Origin of the sequence: Neomegalonema sp. (genome assembly GCF_028688855.1) — a bacterium.
In the GTDB taxonomy this organism is placed as follows: domain Bacteria; phylum Pseudomonadota; class Alphaproteobacteria; order Rhodobacterales; family Rhodobacteraceae; genus Neomegalonema.
In genome coordinates this window covers 123,301-146,992 of sequence record NZ_JAQTXI010000005.1, presented here as the reverse complement: position 1 = coordinate 146,992, position 23,692 = coordinate 123,301, and the positions used below count along the sequence as shown (strand labels likewise).

Annotated in this window: 20 protein-coding genes; 11 read left to right on the top strand and 9 right to left on the bottom strand. The window is 67.4% G+C overall.

Annotated features, from left to right (window positions below; translation table 11 throughout):
• The first annotated feature begins 9 nt into the window (after positions 1–9).
• From glpD to PHN62_RS05430, 9 genes are all read left to right on the top strand, one after another.
• Positions 10–1,581 carry a glycerol-3-phosphate dehydrogenase gene (gene glpD, locus PHN62_RS05470; protein ID WP_300147436.1) on the top strand — a complete coding sequence of 524 codons (1,572 nt, stop codon included), beginning with the start codon at positions 10–12 and terminating at the stop codon, positions 1,579–1,581.
• A 97-nt stretch (positions 1,582–1,678) separates the two neighbouring features.
• The gene (locus PHN62_RS05465; protein WP_300147433.1) at positions 1,679–2,779 is read left to right on the top strand and encodes an ABC transporter ATP-binding protein; all 1,101 of its coding nucleotides are present in this window, start codon (positions 1,679–1,681) and stop codon (positions 2,777–2,779) included.
• A gap of 3 nt (positions 2,780–2,782) precedes the next feature.
• Positions 2,783–3,856 (top strand): ABC transporter ATP-binding protein, encoded by a 1,074-nt coding sequence (locus PHN62_RS05460; RefSeq protein WP_300147429.1) that lies wholly within the window; start codon positions 2,783–2,785, stop codon positions 3,854–3,856.
• On the top strand, positions 3,853–4,713 hold the full coding sequence (locus tag PHN62_RS05455; RefSeq protein ID WP_300147427.1) for a carbohydrate ABC transporter permease: 861 nt from the start codon (positions 3,853–3,855) through the stop codon (positions 4,711–4,713). The genes PHN62_RS05460 and PHN62_RS05455 overlap by 4 nt, the downstream gene beginning before the upstream one ends.
• Before the next feature lie 10 nt (positions 4,714–4,723).
• Entirely contained in the window at positions 4,724–5,536 is an 813-nt protein-coding gene (locus PHN62_RS05450) for a carbohydrate ABC transporter permease (protein WP_300147425.1), read from the top strand.
• Positions 5,537–5,564: 28 nt separating this feature from the next.
• Complete coding sequence (locus tag PHN62_RS05445; protein WP_300147617.1) at positions 5,565–5,831, top strand: DUF2160 domain-containing protein; 267 nt, start codon at positions 5,565–5,567, stop codon at positions 5,829–5,831.
• Between the two features lie 77 nt (positions 5,832–5,908).
• Positions 5,909–7,636, top strand: a complete 1,728-nt coding sequence (locus PHN62_RS05440; protein WP_300147422.1) for an ABC transporter substrate-binding protein — start codon at positions 5,909–5,911, stop codon at positions 7,634–7,636.
• Between the two features lie 127 nt (positions 7,637–7,763).
• Positions 7,764–9,089, top strand: coding sequence for a metallopeptidase TldD-related protein (locus tag PHN62_RS05435; RefSeq protein WP_300147419.1), 1,326 nt, complete (start codon positions 7,764–7,766; stop codon positions 9,087–9,089).
• Positions 9,076–9,876 (top strand): 3'(2'),5'-bisphosphate nucleotidase CysQ, encoded by an 801-nt coding sequence (locus PHN62_RS05430; protein WP_300147416.1) that lies wholly within the window; start codon positions 9,076–9,078, stop codon positions 9,874–9,876. The genes PHN62_RS05435 and PHN62_RS05430 overlap by 14 nt, the downstream gene beginning before the upstream one ends.
• Positions 9,877–9,925: 49 nt before the next feature.
• On the opposite strand, the gene PHN62_RS05425 is transcribed toward PHN62_RS05430, so the two are convergent.
• Entirely contained in the window at positions 9,926–11,242 is a 1,317-nt protein-coding gene (locus PHN62_RS05425; protein WP_300147414.1) for a hypothetical protein, read from the bottom strand.
• A 273-nt stretch (positions 11,243–11,515) separates the two neighbouring features.
• Here PHN62_RS05425 and PHN62_RS05420 point away from each other — a divergent pair, with 273 nt between their 5' ends.
• Positions 11,516–12,454 (top strand): NAD(P)-dependent oxidoreductase, encoded by a 939-nt coding sequence (locus PHN62_RS05420; protein ID WP_300147411.1) that lies wholly within the window; start codon positions 11,516–11,518, stop codon positions 12,452–12,454.
• Between the two features lie 75 nt (positions 12,455–12,529).
• Here PHN62_RS05420 and PHN62_RS05415 read toward each other — a convergent pair whose 3' ends face one another.
• From PHN62_RS05415 to PHN62_RS05380, 8 genes are all read right to left on the bottom strand, one after another.
• On the bottom strand, positions 12,530–13,114 hold the full coding sequence (locus tag PHN62_RS05415) for a hypothetical protein (RefSeq protein ID WP_300147407.1): 585 nt from the start codon (positions 13,112–13,114) through the stop codon (positions 12,530–12,532).
• A 278-nt stretch (positions 13,115–13,392) separates the two neighbouring features.
• Positions 13,393–13,890 carry an H-type lectin domain-containing protein gene (locus PHN62_RS05410; RefSeq protein WP_300147404.1) on the bottom strand — a complete coding sequence of 166 codons (498 nt, stop codon included), beginning with the start codon at positions 13,888–13,890 and terminating at the stop codon, positions 13,393–13,395.
• A gap of 136 nt (positions 13,891–14,026) precedes the next feature.
• Positions 14,027–15,697, bottom strand: a complete 1,671-nt coding sequence (locus tag PHN62_RS05405; RefSeq protein ID WP_300147400.1) for an ABC transporter ATP-binding protein — start codon at positions 15,695–15,697, stop codon at positions 14,027–14,029.
• Between the two features lie 9 nt (positions 15,698–15,706).
• Positions 15,707–16,741, bottom strand: coding sequence for an ABC transporter permease (locus tag PHN62_RS05400; RefSeq protein ID WP_300147398.1), 1,035 nt, complete (start codon positions 16,739–16,741; stop codon positions 15,707–15,709).
• Positions 16,742–16,743: 2 nt separating this feature from the next.
• Positions 16,744–17,883, bottom strand: coding sequence for a microcin C ABC transporter permease YejB (locus PHN62_RS05395; protein WP_300147394.1), 1,140 nt, complete (start codon positions 17,881–17,883; stop codon positions 16,744–16,746).
• Positions 17,884–17,929: 46 nt separating this feature from the next.
• Complete coding sequence (locus tag PHN62_RS05390) at positions 17,930–19,765, bottom strand: extracellular solute-binding protein (protein ID WP_300147392.1); 1,836 nt, start codon at positions 19,763–19,765, stop codon at positions 17,930–17,932.
• A 15-nt stretch (positions 19,766–19,780) separates the two neighbouring features.
• Positions 19,781–21,661 (bottom strand): extracellular solute-binding protein, encoded by a 1,881-nt coding sequence (locus PHN62_RS05385; protein WP_300147389.1) that lies wholly within the window; start codon positions 21,659–21,661, stop codon positions 19,781–19,783.
• Between the two features lie 250 nt (positions 21,662–21,911).
• Positions 21,912–22,484, bottom strand: a complete 573-nt coding sequence (locus PHN62_RS05380) for a cytochrome c family protein (RefSeq protein WP_300147387.1) — start codon at positions 22,482–22,484, stop codon at positions 21,912–21,914.
• Positions 22,485–22,734: 250 nt separating this feature from the next.
• Here PHN62_RS05380 and PHN62_RS05375 point away from each other — a divergent pair, with 250 nt between their 5' ends.
• Positions 22,735–23,622, top strand: a complete 888-nt coding sequence (locus tag PHN62_RS05375; RefSeq protein ID WP_300147384.1) for a prephenate dehydratase — start codon at positions 22,735–22,737, stop codon at positions 23,620–23,622.
• The last annotated feature ends 70 nt before the right edge of the window (positions 23,623–23,692 follow it).

Below are 23,692 nucleotides of genomic sequence, written 5' to 3'. Positions count from 1 at the left end.
GCGTTTCGGATGCGGTTCATCCTGAACGGGTTTCGTTTCGACCAGTCTCCTGAAACCCTGGGGGTCCGCGTGGCGCAAGAGGACGTCCTCGACCTTTTCGTGATCGGCGGCGGAATCAACGGCTGCGGCGTCGCCCGCGACGCCGTGGGCCGGGGCTATCGCGTCGGGCTGGCGGAGATGGGGGATCTGGCCTCCGGAACCTCCTCGGGCGCGACCAAGCTGATCCACGGCGGCCTGCGCTATCTGGAGCATTACGAATTCCGGCTCGTGCGCGAGGCGCTCCGGGAGCGCGAGACGCTCTGGGCCATGACGCCGAACCTCATCCGGCCGATGCGCTTCGTGCTGCCCATGGAGAAGGGCGGCCCCCGCCCCGCCTGGATGATCCGCGCGGGCCTGTTCCTCTACGACAACCTCGGGGGGCGCAAGCTGCTGCCGGCCACCAGTCCGGTGGATCTGCGCAAGGATCCGCTCGGGGCGGCGCTCAAGCCGGAATTCGGGCGGGCCTACGAATATTCCGACGGATGGGTCGACGACGCCCGCCTCACCCTGCTCAACGCCCGCGACGCCGCCGACAAGGGCGCCGAGATCCTCACGCGGGCGAAGGTGGTCTCGGCGCGGCGCGAGGGCGGGCTCTGGCGGATCGACGTCGAGCGCGAGGGCGCGCAGATGATCCGTCGGGCGCGGATGCTCGTCAACGCGGCGGGCCCATGGGCCGACATCGTGCTGCGCGAGGCTCTGGGCCGTCGGGAGGCGCGTCATGTGCGGCTGGTGCAGGGGTCCCACATCGTCACGCGGCGGCGCTTCCCCGGCGAGCGCGCCTTCTTCTTCCAGAACCCGGACGGCCGGATCCTCTTCGCGATCCCCTACGAGCGGGACTTCACGCTGATCGGCACCACCGATCAGGATTTCACCGGCGATCCCTCCCGCGCGCAGATCACGCCCGCCGAGACGGATTACCTCATCGAGATGGCCAACGCCTACCTCCGCGAGCCCATCGGCCGCGCGGACGTGGTGTGGAGCTACGCCGCCGTGCGCCCGCTCTACGACGACGGCGCGGGCAAGGCTCAGGAGGCCACCCGCGACTACGTGCTGAACCTCGAAGCCCCCGCCGGAGAAGCGCCGCTGCTCGACGTCTTCGGCGGCAAGCTGACCACCTACCGGCGCCTCGCGGAAAGCGCGCTGGAGAAGATCGGCCAGGCCATCGGGCCGAAGGCGGGGCCCTGGACGGCCTGGTCCCATCTGCCCGGCGGCGATTTCCCGGTCCGGGGACTCGCGGAGGAGACGGCGAAGCTCTTGCGCGCCAGGCCCTTCCTCGGCGAGGCTCTGGCGGAGCGGCTCATGCGGCTTTACGGGCTCGATTCCTACCGGATGCTCGAAGGCGTCTACACGGCGGAGGGGCTCGGACGGCGCTTCGGCGCGGATCTCCACGAAGCGGAGCTGCGCTGGATGATGACGCGCGAATGGGCCTTCACCGCCGAGGACGTCCTCTGGCGACGCAGCAAGCTCGGGCTGCGCTTCACGGCGCAGGAGGCCGAAGAGCTGGAGAAGGCCATGGCGGAGGCGCGACGCGCAGCCCCCTGAGCCGCAGCCCGGCGCGGCGGAGCGAGACGACGAAGGCCCGACAGCCCCGAAGAGGGCGCGGGCGGAGGAAGCGAACCAGGATCAGGGAGGCCCGGCCATGCTTGAGCTGCGCGAGGCCGCAAGGACGGTCGGCGGCGAGACGCATATCCATCCGCTCAGCCTCAAGCTGGAGCGGGGGTCGCTGAACGTGCTGCTGGGGGCGGCGCTCTCGGGCAAGACCTCGCTGATGCGGCTCATGGCGGGGCTGGACCGCCCGACTTCGGGCTCGGTCTGGTTCGACGGAAAGGACGTCACGGGCGTTCCGGTGCGCAAGCGCGACATCGCGATGGTCTATCAGCAATTCGTCAACTACCCGGCGATGAGCGTCTACGACAACATCGCCTCGCCGCTGAAGCTCCAGGGGCGCCCGCGCGCGGAGATCGAGGCCGAAGTCCGCAAGGCCGCCGATCTGCTGCGGCTCACGCCCTATCTCTCCCGCAAGCCGCTGGAGCTCTCCGGCGGACAGCAGCAGCGCACCGCGATCGCCCGGGCGGTGGTGAAGGGCGCGGACCTCGTGCTGCTCGACGAGCCGCTGGCCAATCTCGACTACAAGCTGCGCGAGGAGCTGCGCGAGGAATTGCCGAAGATCTTCGCCGCCTCCGGGGCGATCTTCGTCTACGCCACCACCGAGCCCGCCGAAGCCCTGCTTCTGGGCGGCGCGACGGCGGTGCTCCATGAAGGGCGGCTCGCGCAGTTCGGCCCGACCATGGAGGTCTGGCGCCGTCCCCGGGATCTGACCGTGGCCCGCGCCTTCGCCGATCCGCCGCTCAACATGCTGGAGGCCCGCAAGGAAGGCGGCCTGCTCCTCGAAGGCGAGGCGGCCTTCAGCCCGGTTCCGCCGCATCTCTCCGCCGCGCCGGACGGGCCCTGTCGGCTGGCCTTCCATCCGCATCACCTGACCCTCGCGCCGAAGGGCCCGCAGGATCTGCGGCTCGAAACCACGGTGGATCTCGCCGAGATCGCGGGCTCCGAAACCTTCATCCATGTGGAGCGCGGCCTCCAGCGCTGGGCCCTGCTCGCGCCGGGGGTGCACGAGATCGCCCCCGGGACGCCGCTCGCGGGCTTTCTCGATCCGGCGCGGCTCATGGCCTTCGACGCGCAAGGCCGCGCCGTCGCTGCGGCGGAGACTTCGGCGCAAAGCCTGGTTCGGGGAGGATAGGCCATGGCCCGCATCACGCTCGATCATGTGCGCCACGCCTACGGGACGCCCCGTCAGGAGTCGGATTACGCCCTCAAGGAGGTCCACGCCGTCTGGAGCGACGGCGGCGCCTATGCGCTGCTCGGGCCTTCGGGCTGCGGCAAGACCACCCTGCTCAACATCATCTCGGGGCTGCTGCGGCCCTCGGAGGGGCGGATCCTCTTCGACGATCAGGACATGACCGACCTGCCCACCGGCAAACGCAACATCGCGCAGGTGTTTCAGTTTCCCGTGGTCTATGACGGCATGACCCTGCGCGAGAACATCGCCTTTCCTCTGCGCAACCGCGGCTTCCCGCGCGCCGAGACGGAGGCCCGCGTGGCCGAGATCCTGCGGCTGATCGACCTCGAAGGCATGGCCGACCGCCGCGCGCGAGGCCTCACCGCCGACCAGAAGCAGAAGATCTCTCTGGGGCGGGGTCTGGCGCGGCCGGACGTCAACGCCATCCTCTTCGACGAGCCTCTGACCGTCATCGACCCGCAGATGAAATGGCGTCTGAGGGCGGAGCTCAAGGCGCTGCACCGGCGTTCGGGCTTCACCATGGTCTACGTCACCCATGACCAGACCGAAGCCCTCACCTTCGCCGACCGCGTGGCCGTGATGCATGACGGGCGCATCGTGCAGATGGGCACGCCGGAGGAGCTGTTCCTGCGGCCCGAACACAGCTTCGTGGGCTATTTCATCGGTTCGCCGGGGATGAACCTCCTGCCGGTCCGGGTGGAGGGCGGCGAGGCGATCCTCGGCGAGGCGCGGATTCCCCTCGGGCCTCATGCGGAGATCCCTCCCGGCGCCCGCACGGAGATCGGCCTGCGCCCCGAGATGCTGCGCGTCGGGCGCGAGGGCTGGCCGCTCGTCCCGCTCCGGCTGGAGGACGTCGGGCGGCGCAAGATCCTGCGCGCCGAGCTCTACGGCCATCCCCTCGCCGTCGCGCTGGGCGAAGACGCGGAGATCCCCGCCGATCCCCGGCTCGACTTCGCGCCGGAGGCTCTGAACCTCTACGCCGGGGGCTGGCGCATCGGAGGAGGGCGCATCCCATGAAGCCATGGAACAACAAGGCCTGGCTGCTCGTCCTGCCGACGCTGGTTCTGGTGGCCTTCTCGGCGGTGATCCCGCTGATGACGGTGGTGAACTATTCGGTTCAGGACACCTTCGGCGGCAACCGCTTCTTCTGGGCCGGAACCGAATGGTACGAGCAGATCCTGAACTCCGACCGCTTCTGGGCGGCGCTCTGGCGGAGTCTGCTGTTCTCGGGGATCATCCTCGCCATCGAGATTCCGCTCGGGGTCTTCATCGCGCTGCACATGCCGCGCAAGGGCGTCTGGCTGTCGGTCTGCCTCGTGCTGATGGCCCTGCCGCTGCTGATCCCCTGGAACGTGGTCGGGACCATCTGGCAGGTCTTCGGGCGGGTGGACATCGGGCTGCTCGGGCGGGCCATGGCCGAGCTGGGCGTGAACTACAACTACGTCAACAACGTCGGCGACGCCTGGGTCACGCTGGTCGTCATGGACGTCTGGCACTGGACGAGCCTCGTGGCGCTGCTGGCCTACGCCGGGCTGGTCTCGATTCCCGACGCCTATTATCAGGCCGCCGAAATCGACGGGGCTTCGCGCTGGGCGGTCTTCCGGCACATCCAGCTGCCCAAGATGAAGCGCGTGCTGCTGATCGCGGTGCTGCTGCGCTTCATGGACAGCTTCATGATCTACACCGAGCCCTTCGTCGTCACGGGCGGAGGCCCCGGCAACGCCACCACCTTCCTCTCGATAGATCTGGTGAAGATGGCGCTCGGACAATTCGACCTCGGGCCTGCGGCGGCCATGTCGATCATCTACTTCCTCATCATTCTGCTGCTGTCATGGGTGTTCTACGCCGTCATGACGCGCCATGACCAGGAGTGAGGGCGCAAGCATGACCCAAGGAAAAAGAAGCTGGAGCTGGCTCGTCCTGACGCTCTACATCCTCTTTCTGCTTCTGCCGATCTACTGGCTGGCGAACATGAGCTTCAAGACCAACGCCGAGATCACGGGAAGCTTCTCGCTCTGGCCCCACGAGCCGACCTTGCGCAATTACCGGGTGATCTTCACCGATCCCTCCTGGTATTCGGGCTACCTCAACTCGATCACCTATGTCGTGATGAACACGGCGATCTCCCTGCTGGTGGCCCTGCCCGCCGCCTACGCCTTCTCGCGCTACCGCTTCCTCGGCGACAAGCATCTGTTCTTCTGGCTGCTGACCAACCGCATGGCGCCGGCGGCGGTCTTCGCCCTGCCCTTCTTCCAGCTCTATTCGGCCTTCGGGCTGATCGACACCCACATTGCGGTGGCTCTGGCGCATTGCCTCTTCAACGTGCCTCTGGCGATCTGGATCCTCGAAGGCTTCATGTCGGGCGTGCCGCGCGAGATCGACGAAACCGCCTATATCGACGGCTACAGCTTCCCGCATTTCTTCGTGAAGATCTTCATGCCGCTGATCGCCTCGGGCGTGGGGGTGACGGCCTTCTTCTGCTTCATGTTCTCCTGGGTCGAGCTTCTGCTCGCCCGGACGCTCACCACCACCGAGGCCAAGCCCATCGCCGCCACCATGACCCGCACCGTCTCGGCTTCGGGCATGGACTGGGGCGTGCTGGCGGCCGCGGGCGTGCTGACGCTGATCCCCGGAGCCCTGGTCATCTGGTTCGTGCGCAACTACATCGCCAAGGGCTTCGCCCTCGGGCGGGTTTGAGGGAGGGAGCGCCGTGGACTTCTCATGGATGGCCTGGACCACCCCCACCGCGATCTTCTTCTGCGTCATCGCGCTTCTGCTGCTGAGCATGGCGCTCTGGGAGCGGGTTTCGCCGGGGGGCTCTCCGCGACGGGGAATCCTCGGGCTGGAGACCACCCGCGGAGACCGCCTGTTCCTCTCGCTGCTGGGCGCGGCCTTCATCCATCTGGCCTGGCTGGGCCTGGTGGGGCCGAACCTCTGGCAGGCGCTGGGGGTCTCGGCGATCTACGCGTTTTTCGTCTTCCGCTTCGTCTGACCGGCGAGGCGGCGAACACAGAGCCCGGAGAACCGGGCCTTTCATCTGAACAGGACGATCCTTTAGGGAGGAATGTCATGACTCGTTCCCTGTTGGGCGCGGCTTCGGCCCTGGCCCTCTTCGCGATGGGCTCTCCGGCCTTCGCCGACATGGAGGCCGCCCGCGCCTTCCTCGACTCCGAGATCGGCGAGCTTTCCGCGCTCGACCGCGCGGGGCAGGAAGCCGAACTGCAATGGTTCGTCGACGCCGCCAGGCCCTTCGCGGGCATGGACATCCGCGTCGTCTCCGAGACCATCGCGACCCATGAATATGAATCCAAGGTGCTGGCGCCCGCCTTCACGGCGATCACCGGCATCAAGATCACCCATGACCTCATCGGCGAAGGCGACGTGGTCGAGAAGCTCCAGACGCAGATGCAGTCCGGCGAGAACCTCTATGACGGCTACATCAACGACAGCGATCTGATCGGCACCCACTGGCGCTATCAGCAGGCGCGCAACCTCACCGAATGGATGGCCGGAGACGCCGCCGCCGCCACCAATCCGGGCCTCGATCTTCAGGACTTCATCGGGATCTCCTTCACCACCGCCCCGGACGGCGCCGTCTATCAGCTGCCCGACCAGCAATTCGCGAATCTCTACTGGTTCCGTCATGACTGGTTCTCGGACCCCGCCTTCCAGGCCGAGTTCAAGGAGAAATACGGCTACGACCTCGGCGTTCCGGTGAACTGGGCCGCCTATGAGGACATCGCCGAATTCTTCACCGGCAAGACCATCGACGGCCGCAAGGTCTACGGCCACATGGATTACGGCAAGAAGGATCCCTCGCTCGGCTGGCGCTTCACGGACGCCTGGCTCTCCATGGCGGGCAACGGCGACAAGGGCATCCCCAACGGCCTCCCCGTCGACGAATGGGGCCTCAAGGTGGACGACAAGGCGCGTCCCGTGGGCTCCTGCGTGGCGCGCGGCGGAGACACCAACGGTCCCGCCGCCGTCTACTCCATCCAGAAATACCTCGACTGGATGAAGGCCTACGCCCCGCCCGAAGCCGGAGGCATGACCTTCTCCGAGAGCGGCCCCGTCCCGGCGCAAGGCCATATCGCGCAGCAGATCTTCTGGTACACCACCTTCACCGCCGACATGGTCAAGGACGGCCTGCCGATCAACAACGCCGACGGCACGCCGAAATGGCGCATGGCGCCCTCGCCCCATGGCGTCTACTGGAAGGACGGCATGAAGCTCGGCTATCAGGACGCCGGAAGCTGGACCTTCATGAAGTCCACCCCCGACGACCGCGCCAAGGCCGCCTGGCTCTACGCCCAGTTCGTCACCTCCAAGACCGTGGACGTCAAGAAGAGCCACGTCGGCCTGACCTTCATCCGTCAGTCCTCGCTGGATCACGCCAGCTTCGACGAGCGCGCGCCCAAACTCGGCGGCCTGATCGAGTTCTACCGCTCGCCCGCCCGCCTGCAATGGTCGCCGACCGGAACCAACGTGCCGGATTATCCGCGTCTGGCTCAGCTCTGGTGGCAGGCCATCGGCGACGCCTCCTCGGGCGCCAAGACCGCTCAGGCGGCCATGGACTCGCTCTGCGCCGAACAGGAGGCCGTGCTCCAGCGCCTTCAGCGTTCGGGCGTGATGGGCGACCTCGGCCCGGTCCTCGCCGAAGAGCATGACCTCGCCTATTGGCACGCCGACGCCGTGGCGAAAGGGAATCTCGCGCCCCAGCCCAAGCTGGAGAACGAGGACGAGACCCCGATCACCGTGAATTACGAGGAGCTGGTCAAGAGCTGGACCGCCGAATAAGCGCTTCGCGCTTTCCGCGAGCCCCGGGGGGCCGGAGCCGGAAGGCTCCGGCCCTTTCGCCTTCGCGCGCTTGATTCCGGAGCCCGAAGGGCGCATGTGAGGCCCGGTCCTTCCAGGGAGAATACGCATGTCGCTCGAAACCGCCCGCCAGCTGGTGCGCCTCGCCCGGCGCGCCGGAGCCGAAGCCGCCTCCGCCTCCGCCTCGCGCAGCGACCATTTCGACGCGATTTTCCGCATGGGACGCCTCGATTCCATCGAAAGGGCCGAAACCCTGGACCTGAGCCTGCGCGTGCAGATCGGGCTTCGGCAGGCCTGCGCCAGCGTCTCCAGCCTCGACCCTCAGGCCATGGAGGATCTGGCGGAACAGACCGTCGCCATGGCGAAGGAGGCCTCCGAAGACCCCTGGTGCGCCTTCGCCGAGACCCAGCCGCCCGCCGAAGGCCCCGACCTCGAACTCTTCGACTCCGCCGAGCCCGGCCCGGCCTCGGATTATCGCCGCGCCGCCGAGGAGATGGATCAGGTCATGCGCTCGGTTCCGGGCGTGACCAACAGCGAAGGCTCTTCGGCGGGCTGGGCCCTCGGCGAGCACGCCGCCGCCTTCAGCGACGGCTACGAGAGCCTCCGGCGCAACAGCGCCTTCTGGCTGAGCTGTCAGGCCATCGCGGGCGAGGGCCTCTGCATGAAGGGCGACCATGATTTCGACCACAAGCGCTGGCGTTCGGACCTGCGCTCGCCCGAGGAGATCGCCCGCAGCGCCGGAGAACGCGCCGCGCGACGGGTCGGGGCGCGCAAGCCGCCGGGCGGCCCCGCTCCGGTGATCTTCGAGCGTCGGGTCTCGGCTTCGCTGGTGTCGCATCTGCTCAATGCGATCAACGGGGAATCGGTGGCGCGCGGCTCCAGCTTCCTGCGCGAGAAGCTCGGCGAGCGGGTGTTCTGCGCCGGACTCGAGATCACGGACGATCCCTGGCTCAAGCGCGGCCATGGCTCGCGGCTCTCCGACGGCGAGGGCCGCCGCACCGCGCCGCGCAAGCTCGTCGAAGACGGATTCCTCAAGACCTGGCTGCTCGATTCCCAGACCGCCCGTCGGCTCGGGATGGAAAGCAACGCCTGCGCCTGGGGCGGCGCGGGCTCCTCGCCTTCGCCGGGGCCCTCCAACGTGCGGATGACGCCGGGGAGCCTCTCGCCGGAGGATCTGATCCGCGACGTGAAGTCGGGCTTCCTCGTGACGGAATTCCTCGGCGCGAGCATCAATCCGACCACCGGCGCCTATAGCCGCGGGGCCTCGGGATTCTGGATCGAGAACGGCGAAATCGCCTATCCGGTGGACGAGGCCACCATCGCAGGCGCCCTGCCGGAGATGTTCATGAACCTCACGCTGGCGAACGACCTGCGCGGAGACCGGCGCATCGACGCCCCCACCCTCCGCGTCGAGGGCTGCCATGTCGCCGTTTGATCCGCAGGGACAGGACGATCTCGACGCCGATTTCGCCCTGCTGACCGAAGCCGTCGAGGCGGCGGGCGAAGCCGCCATGCGCCATTTCGGCCGCGAGCCCCAGGTCTGGGACAAGGGCGGAAGCCCGGTCTCGGAGGGCGATTTCGCCGCCGACGCCGTGCTGCAGGAAAGGCTGCGCGGCGCAAGGCCGGATTACGGCTGGATGTCCGAGGAGAGCGACGACCCCAGGAGCCGCCTCAAGGCGCGGCGGGTCTGGATCGTCGATCCCATCGACGGCACGCGCAACTACATCTCGGCGCACAAGGATTTCGGCGTCTGCGCGGCCCTGGTCGAAGACGGACGTGTGGTGCTCGGCGCGGTGGGGGCTCCGGCGCGCGGCGAGTTCTACGCGGCGCGGGCGGGCGCGGGCGCCTTCCTCAACGGGGCGCGCGTCCTGCGGGCCGCCGGACCGGATTTCTCTGCGGCGCGCTTCGTCGGCAACAGCGCCATGACGGATTGGCGGCTCTGGCGCGACGGAAGGAAGCTGAACGCCAGACCCGTCTATGTCGGCTCTCTGGCGCTGCGGGTCTGCATGGTCGGAACCGGGCGCTTCGACGCCGCGATGATCGTCAATCCCTTCCACGAATGGGATCTGGCGGCGGCGGAGCTCTTCGCGGCGGAGGCGGGCGTGCGGGTGGTCGGCTTCGACGGCAAGGAAGGCGTCTATAATCAGCCTTCTCCGGTGCGGCCCAACCTGGTGGCGGCGCCCGAGCCGCTCGCCGGCGAGATCCTCGCCAGACTGGCCTGAAGGCGGAGGCCGCCCGGAAGATCCGGGCGGCGCAAGACGCGAAGAGGCTTCAGCGGGTCTCTTCGATGCTGATCGAGCGCATCGAGAAATCGCCGCCCGCATTGAAGAAGGCGAAGCCGCGCCAGTCGTCGCGGAAGGCCGAGTCGGCGGTGCTGAAGAGCAGCTCGCCGTCCACCCGGACGCTCATGGCGCCGTTGGCGGCGCGGGTCCACTCGACGTCATGCGGGATGTTGGCCGCGAAGCGGCGCAGAGGCGCGTTCGCCAGATCGGTGTAGCCCGAAGCGCCGCGACGCGTCAGCACGGCGCGTCCTTCGGGACCGCCGCGCAGCTCCAGCCGGTAGCCGTTCCAGTTCGAGCCGCCCTGATGCACGATCAGATGCGCCGCGCCGTCTCCGCCGTGATCCGTGAGGCGGGTCTTGAGCGTGAAGGCGTTGCCGATGGGCTGGGCGTATTCGATGAGGGCGGCGTTGGGCGGCGCCTCCTGCGGGCCGAGGCCGAGCGACTGCGGACCCACCAGAAGCGCCTGAAGCAGCTCCTGCGGCGAGACCTGGCGGCGCGCGACCGTCGGCGGGGCCGCCGGACGCACCGAGCGCAGGCCGTTGGCCGGATCGACGCCCCATTGCCCCTGACGCGGAGTCCAGACCGTTCCGCGGGTGAAGTCGCCGTCGGAGAACGTGTCGTTCATGTAGACCCGCGCCGGGGCCACGACGACGACAGGCGGCTGGACCACCGGCGGCTGAACCACGGTCACATCCGGACGCGGCACGGGGCGGCGGCCCGGACGGCGGTCGTCGCGGTCGTCGTAGCGCTCGATGACGCGGCGCAGGTCGCGCAGGAAGTCGGGATCGGCGGCGCGCTGACGCTCGGCGGCCCGGACCAGGCGCTCAAGCTGCTGCACGAGTTCGCGGGCGCGTTCGGCCTCGTCGCCGCGCCAGGGGGAATAGGTCGGTTCGGCCTCCGAGGACCAGCGCCCGAAGCCGCCTCCGGGACCAACGCCGGAGCCGACGGAAGACGCGCCCGGCGGCGGGGTGGTCGGGATCGGCAGGGGGAAACCGCCCGAGGAGGAGACAGGCGGCGTGGTCGGGAAGCCCTGAACCGTTCCGGTCGCGCCGGGCGTGAAGCCCGGCGGGGGCGTGGTGGGGAAGCCCTGGGGCGCCGCGCCGCTCAGGCCTCCGCCGAAGCCGGGCGGCGGCAGGGGATTCGTCGGGGCGGCCGCAGGCGCGGAGGGGTTGTAGATCGGCGCCGAGCCCGAAGCAGGCGCGCCGGATGTGGAGGCGCCGCCTCCCCAGAGGACGGTCTGCGCGCCGGCGCCTGAGGCGCTCGCCGCCAGGACCAGCGCGAAGGCCGTCGCTGTCGCTCGATTCATCGAATGCTCCATGTCATGCACGCCCCGCCTCTCCCTCCGGGCCCCTCGGGGCGGCGGGAGTCTGCGGCGGGAACGCCCGGGGATGATCCCGGCGCTCCGGCGGCATGCTACTCAAGCGGCCGATGTTCGCCAATCGTCTTCGGAGGTTCTTGCGCGGAGGATCTCGCAGGGCGATCCTGCGGGAGGCTTGCGCAGGGCCACGGGCGGTCTTGCGATCAGGCCGGATCGCTCAAGGGCTGCGAGCTCTTTCAGCTGCGTTCCATGGAGGCGAGGATGCGCGTTCTTTACGCCGGAGACCCCGAAGAGAAGGCCCTCTGGGCGCGGAGCCTCCGGGCTGCCGATCCCCGGATGGATCTCGTGATGGATCCCGCCCAGACCGATCCGGATGCGGTGGAGGCGATCCTCTATGCGCCGGGCGGCCCTCTGCGCGATTTCGCGCCCTACCGGAATCTGCGTTTCGTGCAGTCGCTCTGGGCGGGGGTGGAGCGCATCCTCGGCGAGGGACGGATTCCCGATCATGTTCCCCTCGCGCGGATGGTCGAGCCGGGCCTGGAGCGGGGGATGGTCGAATACATGCTCGGCCATGCGCTGCGGGCCCATCTGGAGACGGAGCGTTTCCGCGAGGCTCAGGCGAAGGGGATCTGGGCGCCCGAGGCGCCGCCTCTGGCGAGCGGGCGGCCTCTGGGCGTGCTGGGGCTCGGAGAGCTGGGCGCGGCGGTCGGGCGAGCTCTGGCGGCGGTGGGCTTTCCCGTCTCCGGCTGGAGCCGCGCGCCCAAACCGGAGATCGGGACGGGAATCCGGGCGCTCTGGGGCCCGGAGGGGCTGGAGGAGATTCTGGAGAGCTCGGAGATCCTGCTGATCCTGCTGCCGCTGACGCCCGAAACCCGCGGGCTGCTGAACGCCCGGACTCTGGCGCGGCTTCCGCGCGGGGCGCGGATCGTCAATGCGGCGCGCGGGCCGATCCTTGACGAGGCGGCGCTTCTGGCGGCTCTGGATTCGGGGGCGCTCGGGGGCGCGACTCTCGACGTCTTCGCGATGGAGCCCCTGCCGTCGGGACATCCCTTCTGGAGTCATCCGAAGATCCTCGTGACGCCTCATGTGGCGAGCGCCACGCGTCCCGAGACCGCCGCGCGCGTGGCCGCCGAGCAGATGCGGCGCCTCGCCCAGGGAGAGACGCCGCTGCATCTCGTGGACCGGGGGAGGGGCTATTAGAGCGTTTTCCGGCGGAGCCGAAACGTCTTCGCCTCCGCGTCGTGCAACCGCGCCCACAAGGGAAGCCGGAGCCGGTCACTCCGTGAAGAGGCGCGCCCGCGCGTAGACCGGGCCCGCTATAACGCAACTGCTGCCGATGGTTGAAGGCTTCACGCCGTCCGGACCATAGAAATAATACCGATGCAGCGCGCGGCGATCCTGATCCGGCTTCGGCGGATAACTCGCCTTGTCCGCGCTGTTCACACAGTAATGGGCTCTGGTTTCCCCAACGTCCTGCGTGCCGACCAGCCAGAGGCTGCCCCCCAGATGAAAACCGTTGTAAAGTTCGTCAGATATCCTATCCCCGGTCATATAAGGCTCGGTCATGAAACGCCGACCGTGGTTCCAATTCGAGACATGCAGGATGCGGAATCCTTCGCTGTATTCGATCCCAAATTCATAATCGCGCAGCCGGTTGGCGTCCTCCTTCAGCCATGCGTCGAAGGCTTTGACGTCCGGGGCCACGGGCGCCCAGGTCAGGGCGGACTCGATCCGCTTCAGAGTCTCCTCAAGCGCCGCCTGACGCTGGATGAGGCTCTTGGCTTCTTGCGCGCTTGCCGCCTCGCTCCCCAGGAAGTGGGGCGCCAGCAAAGCGGCTCCCGACAGGATCGCCGCCCGCATGAATCGCGGAAGAACTCCATCCGTCCGACGCATGATCGCCCCCTCGTTCGTGGATGAATCTACTCAAGGTTAAAAATTAACGGATCTTGTCCCGATAACCTCCGAATTGCAATCATAACGAGATCAAAATACAATTATTCCCAAAAGGAGAGCTTTGCTCCATGTGGACGACCAAGAGAGAAATCCGGTCGATCCGATGCGGCCATCCGGATGTCTGCGCGGCCATGCAAGAACGAAAGGGCGCGACGCTGAGGCGATCCTCTGACTCCACGGGAGACTCACCCCTCCAGGAAGGCGAACCAGGTCCCATGCGCGACCCAGACGCTGCTTTTGCACCACGTGTAGAATGAATATTCAAATCCCTCGGGGGTTATGTTGTTCGCTTCGAGATGCAACCGGATGATGTCGTCCCCGGAACCGTTATCCACCCTGCGCAGACTCACGATCACCCTGGGCGGCCTGGGAAAGGGTTTCGAGAAGGTCACCTTCTGATTCACAAGCCCCCGGGTTCCCCATCCATTGGCCTCGGCGCACTCCGTGGTCTTCGTCAGCTCCGGAATGTCTTCACGAGACAGCGTCAGATTCCCGCTCTCGAAGCGCCGCTCCTTCAGGGAGGCGACCTCCTGCTCGAGCACGCGCAGACGCTCGATGAGGCCAGCCCCGGCGTCCTGCGCCCTTGCGGCTCCGCCCTCCAGAGCGGAGGCCCCCGGAAAGGCGAGTCCCGACAAGGCCCCGATCCGCAGGATCTTCAGAAGATTCCTTCCCGTCCGCAGCATGATCGTTCCTCATCCCTGAGTCGACGTCCGCAAGATCGGCGTATCCTGGACGAGAAATCTCCATGGACGCAATCGGAAAGAGCGTGAAATCCGGCGCCCCGCAGGCCAAGGGCTCCGGGACTCCGGAGGGAAAGCCTCAGGCCTGGGGGACCAGAGCGGCGGGCGGCGCTTCGTCATGCAGCGCCGCCGCGATCAGGGCGCGGGCGTAATCGGTCCTCGGGCGCTCGAAGATCTCTTCGGAGGAACCCGCCTCCACCACCTTCCCGTCCTTCATCACGATGATGCGATGCGCCAGAGCCCGCACCACCCTCAGGTCATGGCTGATGAACATGTAGGCCAGGCCGTATTTCTGCTGAAGATCGCGCAACAGGTCCACGATCTGGGCCTGGACCGTCACGTCCAGCGCCGAGGTCGGTTCGTCGAGGATCACCAGCTTCGGCTTGAGCGCCATGGCCCGCGCGATGGAGATCCTCTGACGCTGCCCGCCCGAGAATTCATGCGGATAACGGTCCATGGCGGCCGGATCGAGCCCCACCTCGACCATGGCTTCGGCCACGCGGGCGCGGCGCTCCTGAGGATCGGGGGTGATCCCGTGCGCCTTCAGCCCCTCGGCGATGATCTCGACCACCGAAAGCCGGGGCGAGAGAGAGCCGAAAGGGTCCTGGAACACCGCCTGCATGTCGCGCCGGAAGGGCCGGATCTCGCCGGAGGAGAGCTTCTGCATGTCATGGCCCAGCACCATGATCTCGCCGCTGCGCTCCGCCTCGTGGGGCAGAAGCCGCAGCGTCGCGAAGCCGAGCGTGCTCTTGCCCGAGCCCGATTCCCCCACCACGCCCAGAGTCTCGCCCGCGCGCAGATCGAAGGACACCCCGTCCACCGCCTTCACATGGCCCGTCACGCGGCGGAAGAAGCCCGTATGGATCGGAAACCAGACCCGCGCCTCCCGCGCCTCGGCGGCCAGAGGCGCGCCCTCCGGCAGCGGCGAGGGCCGGCCGCGCGGCTCGGAGCCCAGAAGCTTGCGGGTGTAGTCGTGCTTCGGCGCGGCGAAGATCTCCGCGGTCGGCCCCTGCTCGACGATCTCGCCCTTCGTCATCACGCAGACGCGATCCGCCACCCGCCGCACCACGCCCAGATCATGGGTGATGAAGAGCATGGCCATGCCGCGCTCGGCCTGAAGCCGCTTGAGCAGCGCCAGAATCTGCGCCTGGACCGTCACGTCCAGAGCGGTGGTCGGCTCGTCGGCGATGAGCAGATCAGGGTCGTTGGCCAGAGCCATGGCGATCATCACGCGCTGGCGCTGTCCGCCCGAGAGCTGATGCGGATAGGCCTCCAGACGCCGGGCGGCGTCGGGGATGCCCACTTCCTCCAGCAGCTTCAGCACGGCCTCCGTGGCCTGACGCCCGCTCAGGCCGCGATGGAGGCTCAGGCTCTCGGCGATCTGGCGGCGGATGCTGTGCAGCGGATTCAGGGCCGTCATGGGCTCCTGGAAGATCATGGCCATCTCGGAGCCGCGCAGCCTCTGGAGCTGCTTCTCCGTGAGGCCCACGGTTTCTTCGCCGCGCCAGCGGATCGAGCCCGTCCGCTCGGCCGAAGCGGGCTGGAGCCCCATGGCCGCCAGAGCCGTGATCGACTTGCCCGAGCCCGATTCCCCCACCAGAGCCACGGTCTCGCCCTTGCGGATCTTGAAGGAGACGCCGCACAGGGCCTCCAGGCTCGCCCCGCCGGCGGAGCGGAAGCTCAGACGCAGATCCGAAATCTCGAGGATCGGATCGCCGGAAGCCGGGTTTTCAGCCGGTTTGTCGGTCATGGGCGTTCCTCAGACGAAGGTCTTGCGCGGGTCGAAGGCGTCGCGCACGCCCTCGAAGATGAACACCAGCAGCGACATCATGATCGCCATGGCGAAGAAGGCCGTGAACCCGAGCCAGGGCGCCTGAAGATTGTTCTGGCCCTGGAGGGTCATCTCGCCGAGCGAGGGCGAGCCGGGCGGAAGCCCGAAGCCGAGGAAGTCGAGGCTGGTCAGGGTCGCGATGGAGCTGGTCACCACGAAAGGCGCCATGGTCACGGTGGCCACCATGGCGTTGGGCAGCAGATGCCGACGCATGATCGTGGCGTTCGACACCCCCAGAGCCTGAGCCGCCCGCACATATTCGAAATTCCGCGCCCGCAGGAATTCGGCCCGGACCACCCCGACAAGGGAGGTCCAGGAGAACAGGAGCATCAGCCCGAGCAGCATCCAGAAGCTCGGAACGATGATCGCCGAGACGATCATGATCAGATAGAGCTGCGGCGTGCTGCTCCAGATCTCGATGACCCGCTGGAAGACCAGATCCAGCCAGCCGCCGAAATAGCCCTGGACCGCCCCCGCCATGATCCCCACCACGCTGGAGAAGATCGCCAGGGTCAGGCCGAAGAGCACCGAGATCCGGAAGCCGTAGATCAGACGGGCCGTCACGTCGCGGGCCTGGTCGTCCACGCCGAGGACATGCTGCGCGCTCGGCGGCGCAGGAGCGCGCCCCACCCCGTAGGAGATCGTGTCGTAGGAATAGGGAATGAGCGGCCAGATCATCCAGCCGTCGCCTTCCCGGATCAGGTTCGCCAGGAATTCGTCGTGATAATCGGCTTCGGTCTCGAAATCGCCGCCGAAGGCGGTCTCCGGATAGAACTTCAGGATCGGCGTGTAATATCCGCCTTCGTATTTCACGAGCAGCGGCTTGTCGTTGGCGATGACCTCCGCGAAGAGAGAGACCACGAAGATCGCCAGAAAGAGCCGCAGCGACCAGATCGCCCGCCGGTTCGCCTTGAAGTTCGACCAGCGGCGCTGGTTGATCGGGCTGAGATCGAAAAGCGCCATGATCAGCCGCCTCTCTTGCTGAAGTCGATGCGCGGATCGATCCACGTATACACAAGATCGGACAGCAGCCCGATCACCAGACCGATCAGCGAGAAGACGAAGAGGGTGCCGAACAACACCGGATAATCGCGTTTGATCGCCGCGTCGTAGCCGAGATAGCCGAGGCCATCGAGCGAGAAGATCGTTTCGATCAGCAGCGAGCCGGTGAAGAAGATCCCCACGAAGGCCGCCGGAAAACCCGCCACCACGATCAGCATGGCGTTGCGGAAGACATGGCCATACAGAACCCTCCTTTCGGAAAGCCCCTTGGCGCGGGCGGTCAGCACATATTGCCGCGAGATCTCTTCAAGGAAGGAGTTCTTGGTCAGCAGCGTCAGGGTGGCGAAGCCGCCGATCACCATGGCCGTCACCGGCAAGGTGAGATGCCAGACGTAATCCAGCCACCAGGAGGGGTCGGAGGCCTTCTCCCAGAAGAAGGGCTGGTTGGCGTATTGCTCGGATTCGATGCCGCGCAGGGGGAAGATGTTCCAGTAGGAGCCCCCCGCGAAGAGCACCCGCAGCAGCACCGCGAAGAGGAAGCTCGGAATGGCGTAGGCCGCGATGATCACGCCGCTCGTCCAGACGTCGAAGCGGCCGCCCGCCTTCACCGCCTTGCGCACCCCCAGAGGGATCGACACCAGATAGACGATCAGCGTCGTCCAGAGGCCGAGCGAGATCGAGACCGGCATCTTCTCCAGAACGAGGTCCGTCACGGAGATGGAGCGGAAATAGCTCTCGCCGAGATTGAACGTCATGTAATTCCTGAGCATCAGCCAGAAGCGTTCGAGCGCGGGCTTGTCGAAGCCGAACTGCCGTTCGAGATCCTTGATGAACTCCGGATCAAGGCCCTGGGCGCCGCGATACTTGCTCGTGACCGAGGCCTCGCCGCCCATGGCGCCGGGCATGGCCGTCGGGCCGCCCGCCATGTCGCCGCCGCCGCCGGTGAAGCGGCTGGTGGAGCTTTGCCCCTGCCCGCTCAGTTCGGCGATCACCTGCTCGACCGGGCCGCCCGGCGCGAACTGGATCACCGCGAAGTTGATGGCGAGGATCCCGAAGAGCGTCGGAATCATCAGCAGAAGGCGACGGAGGATGTAAGCGCCCATGGGAGGGGCCTTTCTTGACGCGAAGCGGGGGGCTTTCGACGGCGGTTCAGGGAGCGGGTCGGGCCCACCAGGTGCTCAGCACGCCCCGGTCATAGGGCGGCTTGGTCTCCGGGCGTCCGTAGCGGTCCCACCAGGCGAGGGTGTGCGAAGCCTTGTTCCAGTGCGGCACCCAGATGTGTTCGGCGCGCAGCACGCGGTCCAGAGCCCGCACGGCCTCGGCGTTGGCCTCTCGGGTCGGGGCCTCGGCGACGGCCTCGACGAGGGCGTCCACCGCCGGGCTGGAGAGGCCCGAAAGATTGTAGCCGCCGTCCTGAGCCGCAGATTCCGAACTGAAGAAGACGTTCATCTCCACGCCGGGAGTCGGGGCCATGACGAACCGCCCCGTCACGATGTCGTAGTCGTAGCTCTTGAGGCGCAGCTGCATCTGCGGGGAGTCGATCTGGCGCAGGGTCGCCTCGATCCCGAGTTGCCCCAGATTCCGGAGATAGGGATTGGTGATCCGCGCGAAAGCCGGATTATCCTCCAGGAATTCGATCTTCAGCGGCTCTCCGGCGGCGTTGACGCGCTTGCCCTTGACCACCTTCCAGCCTGCTGCGTCCAGCAGCTGGCCGGCGCGGAGCATGGCCTCGCGGTTGCGGCCCGAGCCGTCGGTGACGGGCGGGACATAGGCCGGTTCGTCGAAGACGGCGGCCGGAAGCTGGTCGCGGAAGGGCTCCAGAAGCGCCAGTTCGCCCGGAGTCGGGAGGCCCCGGGCTTCAAGCCCGGAGTTCTGGAAGAAGCTCGTCGTGCGCTGGTAGAGCCCGCTGAACAGCGTCCTGTTCGACCATTCGAAGTCGAAGGCCAGATCCAGCGCCTCGCGCACGCGCGGGTCCGCCAGATGCGGACGCCGCATGTTCAGCCAGTAGCCCTGGGTGCCCGCCGGACGGCCGTCCGGGATCGCCTCGCGGATCACGCGCCCGTCGCGGACGGGCGGCGCGTCATAGGCGGTGGCCCAGTCGTTGGCGCTCATCTCCTCGCGCAGGTCCAGTTCGCCCGAGAAGAGCGCCTGACGGCCCGCCGTGGAATCGGCGAAATATTCGAAGACGATCCTGTCGAAGTTCCAGCGGCCCTTGTTGACCGGCAGATCCTTCGCCCAGTAATCCTCGCGGCGCTTCCAGACGATGCGGCGGCCCGCCGCCGTCGACTCCACGACGTAAGGCCCCGAACCCAGGATGGGGTCGAGGCTGGACTTCGCGAAATCGCGCCCCTCCCAGGAGGCCTTCGAGAAGATCGGCAGACCCGCCGCCACCAGCGGCAGGTCGCGCGTCGGGACGCCCTCGGCGAAGACGTAATGCACCCGCAGAGGCGTCAGGACCTCCACGCTGGCGATGCCCTCAAGCTGCGGCTTGAGGCGCGGAGATCCCTTCTCCCGCAGGATGTCGAAGGAGAACTTCACGTCTTCGGCCGTGACGGGCGTCCCGTCGGAGAAGCGCGCCTCCGGGCGGAGCTGGAAGGTCACCCATTTGCCGGGAACGTATTCCGCATGCTCGGCGACCAGCCCGTAGACGGCGTCCGGCTCGTCGCCGCCGGAGACCATCAGCGAGTCGAAAGGCAGCGTCCCCGCGCCCTCGGCCGGATCGCCCTGAAGGATGAAGGGATTCAGGCTGTCGAAGGCGTTCAGCGCCGATTGCGGCGTGGTCCGCATCTGGCCGCCCTTGGGCGCCTCGGGGTTCACATGGTCGAAATGCGGGAAATCCGGCGGATATTTCAGGTCGCCGAAAGACGAAAGCCCGTACCCGACCAGGACATGCGCAAGGGCGGCGGAAGGGGCCGCTCCCGCAAAGAAGCCCGTCAGGAGGGCCGCCGCGCCCAAGGCGCGAAAGGCTGCGCGAAACATCTTCATCTTCCTTCTCCCTGATCAGGAGCCGCTCCACCAGATCGACGGAAACCCGATGCTGTAGGGCGGCAGTTTCGGAGGAGGCTGCAGGCGCTTCCAGTAGGCGATGCGTTCGTAGGGCGTATAGAGCTGGAGGACGTTGTAATGCTCGAAGAGCAGCACGCGGTCGAGGGCGCGGGTCGCGACCTCCAGCTCCTCACGGTCGGCGGCGAAGACGATCCTGTCGATCAGCGCGTCCACCACGGGATTCTTCACCCCGCTGAGATTGCGCGTGCCGTCCTCGTCGGCGGTCTCGGAGCCCCACATGTCGCGTTGCTCGTTGCCGGGCGATTCCGAATTGGAGATTCCGCCCACCATCATGTCGAACTGAAGGGTCTGCACGAGGTTGACGTATTGCGGGCCGTCGATGAAGCGCAGGGAGGCGTCGACGCCCAGCTGCTTCAGATTCGCGATGAAGGGCGCGAGGATCCGCTCCAGATTGCTCTGACGGAAGAGGAATTCGATCTTGAAGGGCGCGCCGGAGGCGTCCGCGAGCTTGCCGCCCTTCGTCTCCCATCCCGCCTCCTTGAACAGGGCGGTCGCCCGCAGCCGGTTGGCACGGTCGCGTCCGTCGCCCGCCGTAACGGGAAGCCTGAAAGGCTCGGTGAAGAGCTCAGGCGGCAGCTGGTCGCGGAAGGGCTCCAGAAGCGCCAGCTCCGCCCCTTCGGGCAGGCCCGTGGCCATCAGGTCCTTCGAGCCCTGGAAATAGCTCTGCGGGCGCGCGTACTGGCTGTGGAAGAGGGTCTTGTTGGTCCATTCGAAATCGAAGGCCAGGCTGACCGCCTCGCGCACGCGGCGATCCCGGAACTGCGGACGGCGCGTGTTCATCACGAAGGTCTGGGCGCTCTTGGGCCCTTCCTCCTCCACCTCCCGACGGATCACGTCGCCGCGCCGCAGGGCGGGGAAATCATACATCGTCGCCCAGTTGTTGGCCGAATTCTCGGAGCGGAATTCGATCTGGCCGGTCTTGAAGGCCTCGAAGGCGGCGCCGTCGTCGAGGAAGTATTCGTAGCGGATGACGTCGAAATTGTTCTGGCCGCGGCTGATCGGCAGATCCTTCGCCCAGTAGTCGGGGCGGCGGCGATACTCGACGAAGCGTCCGGCTTCGTAAGTCCCCAGTTCATAGGGCCCCGAGCCCATGAGCTTCTCGAAGCCGCTGCGGGCGAAGTCGCGGCCTTCGGCCTCCCACCAATGTTGCGGCAGGATCGTCAGTTGCCCCATGATGTGCGGCAATTCGCGATTGTTCGCCTCGTCGAAGGTGAAGCGCGCCACGCCGCCGCCGAGATCCTCGACGCCGGTCACGTTGTGGTAATAGGTCCGGTAGAAGGGCGCGCCCTTCTCGGTCAGGGCCTTGAAGGAGAAGATCACGTCCGCCGCCGTCACGGGGCGGCCGTCGGCCCAGCGCGCCTCCTCGCGGATCTTGAAGGCCACCGAGGAGAAGTCGCGCGGATATTCCATCCACTCCGCCAGAAGGCCGTAGCTCGCCGAGATCTCGTCATAGGGCGAGGAGGTCAGGGTGTCGAAGAGCAGGCCCAGGCCCGAAGCCGAGATCCCCTTCACGATGAAGGGATTGAAGCTGTCGAAGCTGCCGAAGCCCCCCAGACGGACCCGCCCGCCCTTGGGGGCGTCGGGGTTCAGGAAGTCGAAATGCGGGAAGTCCGGCGGATATTTCAGATCGCCGACCAGGGTCGAGCCATGGCGCCGGATCCAGCCTTCGGGAGAACCTCCCGCGCTCTCGGCCGCGCTCTCGACCGCGCCCCCCTCGCCCGCCGTCTGCGCCCGCAATCGCGGCGGCAGGATCAGCCCGGCGCTCCCTCCTGCCAGAAGAAGGGCGGCGGCGCGGCGAGTGAGGCGAAGCGACATGACGGCGTATCCCCTTGAGAGGCCCGGAGAAGCTCGGGACGGCTGCGAGCCGTGCATCATATTCCATAAATCATGGCGATAGGCGACCGGAGCCCGGCGCGCAAGATCACGAAACGTGGAGTCACGAAAGAACCGCCGCGGAGCTTCCCGGGCGGTTCAAACCTATGCGGCGTATTTGAATCGGCGGTTAACGCGCGCGCCTGCGCCGGGAGATCCGCAGGAAGGGGGCGCCCGCAGACGCCCCTCCGGCTCAATGCTCGACGGGCGCGGCGGGAGCCTCTCCGGCGGCGGGAGCCTCCGGCAGGGGCGCGGGCGAAGGGCCCTGGGTGTTCAGCCAGGCGATCAGATTCGCCCGGGCCTGAGGATTGCGCAGACCCGCGTAGGACATCTTGGTGCCCGGCGCGTAGGCCTTGGGATTGGTCAGGAAGGCGTCGAGATGATCCCAGTCCCAATGCTGCCCGGCCTTCTCGGCCATGGCGGAGGAATAGGAGAACCCGGCGTGGGTTCCGATCTCGCGGTTCACCAGCTCCCAGAGGCCCGGGCCGGTGCTGTTCTTGCCGTCGCTGCTGACCGTGTGGCAGGATTTGCAGGCGCCGAAGGCCTTCTCGCCCGCGGCGAGATCGGCGGTCTGGAGGCGGGCCGCGATGGGCGCGACCTCTTCGGCGGGCCCGGCGGAGGCGGCTTCGGCCTCCTCGACGGAATAGGCGGGCGTCTCCAGCTTGTGGCCGGCGTACATGGCGCCCGCGATCTCCGACATGCCCACGTAAACCAGAAGCGCGACGCAGCCGGCGCCAAGGATCTTGCTGAACTCCAAGCTGTCCATGATCGTGATTCCGTCTTCAGTGGCGGGGACGGCGCCGTTCCCTCCACCCGGCGCGAAGCTCCGGGCGGCGGCGTCCTCGCGACTTGTAGCCGCTTCCTCCGCGCCGCCGCAAGGGGGAAGGATCGGGCGGCGTGCGGCGAATTCTCCGGAAGGCGGGGCCCGTTCGGGAAGCTATCCCCGACGCGCGCGGAGGCGTATAAGGGCGGCGCGGCCGCTTCCGGCCGCTCGCCTCTTTTCGGGAGCTTTCTCCGTGACCTCTTCGGACTCCGCCTCCACCCCCGCCCTGCGGCCCGCCGCGCCCTCGAATCCGGATCAGACGATCTCGTTTCAGGGCGATCTCGGCGCCTACTCGCATCAGGCCTGCGACGAGGTCTTTCCGGAGATGACCCCCCTGCCCTGCACGACCTTCGAGGAGGCCGTCAACGCCGTGAAGGAGGGCCGCGCCAGGTTCGCCATGCTGCCGGTCGAGAATTCGATCTACGGCCGCGTGGCCGACGTCCACCAGATCCTGCCGGACGCCGGACTCTACATCATCGGCGAGCATTTCGTGCGCATCGCGCTGGATCTGCTGGCGCTGCCCGGCGTGAAGCTCGACGAGGTCAGGGAGGCCCAGAGCCACATCGTGGCGCTCGGGCAGTGCAAGGCCTTCCTGCGCCGTCACGGGATCCAGTCCGTCACCGGCTACGACACGGCGGGCTCCGCCGCGGCCGTCGCCCGCGAGGGCAAGCGCGAACGCGCCGCCATCGCCTCGGCTCTGGCGGGCAAGCTCTACGGGCTGGAGAGCGTCGCCTCGGGAATCGAGGACGCCGACCACAACACCACGCGCTTCCTCGTGGTCTCGCGGCGCAAGCTGGAGGCCGAACCCGGCACGCGCTCCATCACCAGCTTCGTCTTCCGGGTGAAGAACCTTCCGGCGTCGCTCTACAAGTCGCTCGGCGGCTTCGCGACCAACGGCGTGAACCTCGTGCGGCTGGAGAGCCGCATGGTCGGCGGCGCCTTCGAGGCCACCGAGTTCTGGGCCGAAGCCCAGGGCCATGTCGAGGACGAGAACATGAAGCGCGCCCTCGAGGAGATCCGCTTCTTCACGACCCATCTGAAGGTGCTCGGCGTCTATCCGGCCAGCGACAAGCGTCCCTGAACCCCCAACCCTGACCGGAGAGTCGGCTTGCGCCCGAAGGCGGCGCAGGCCAGGCTCCGCAGATCCGGAG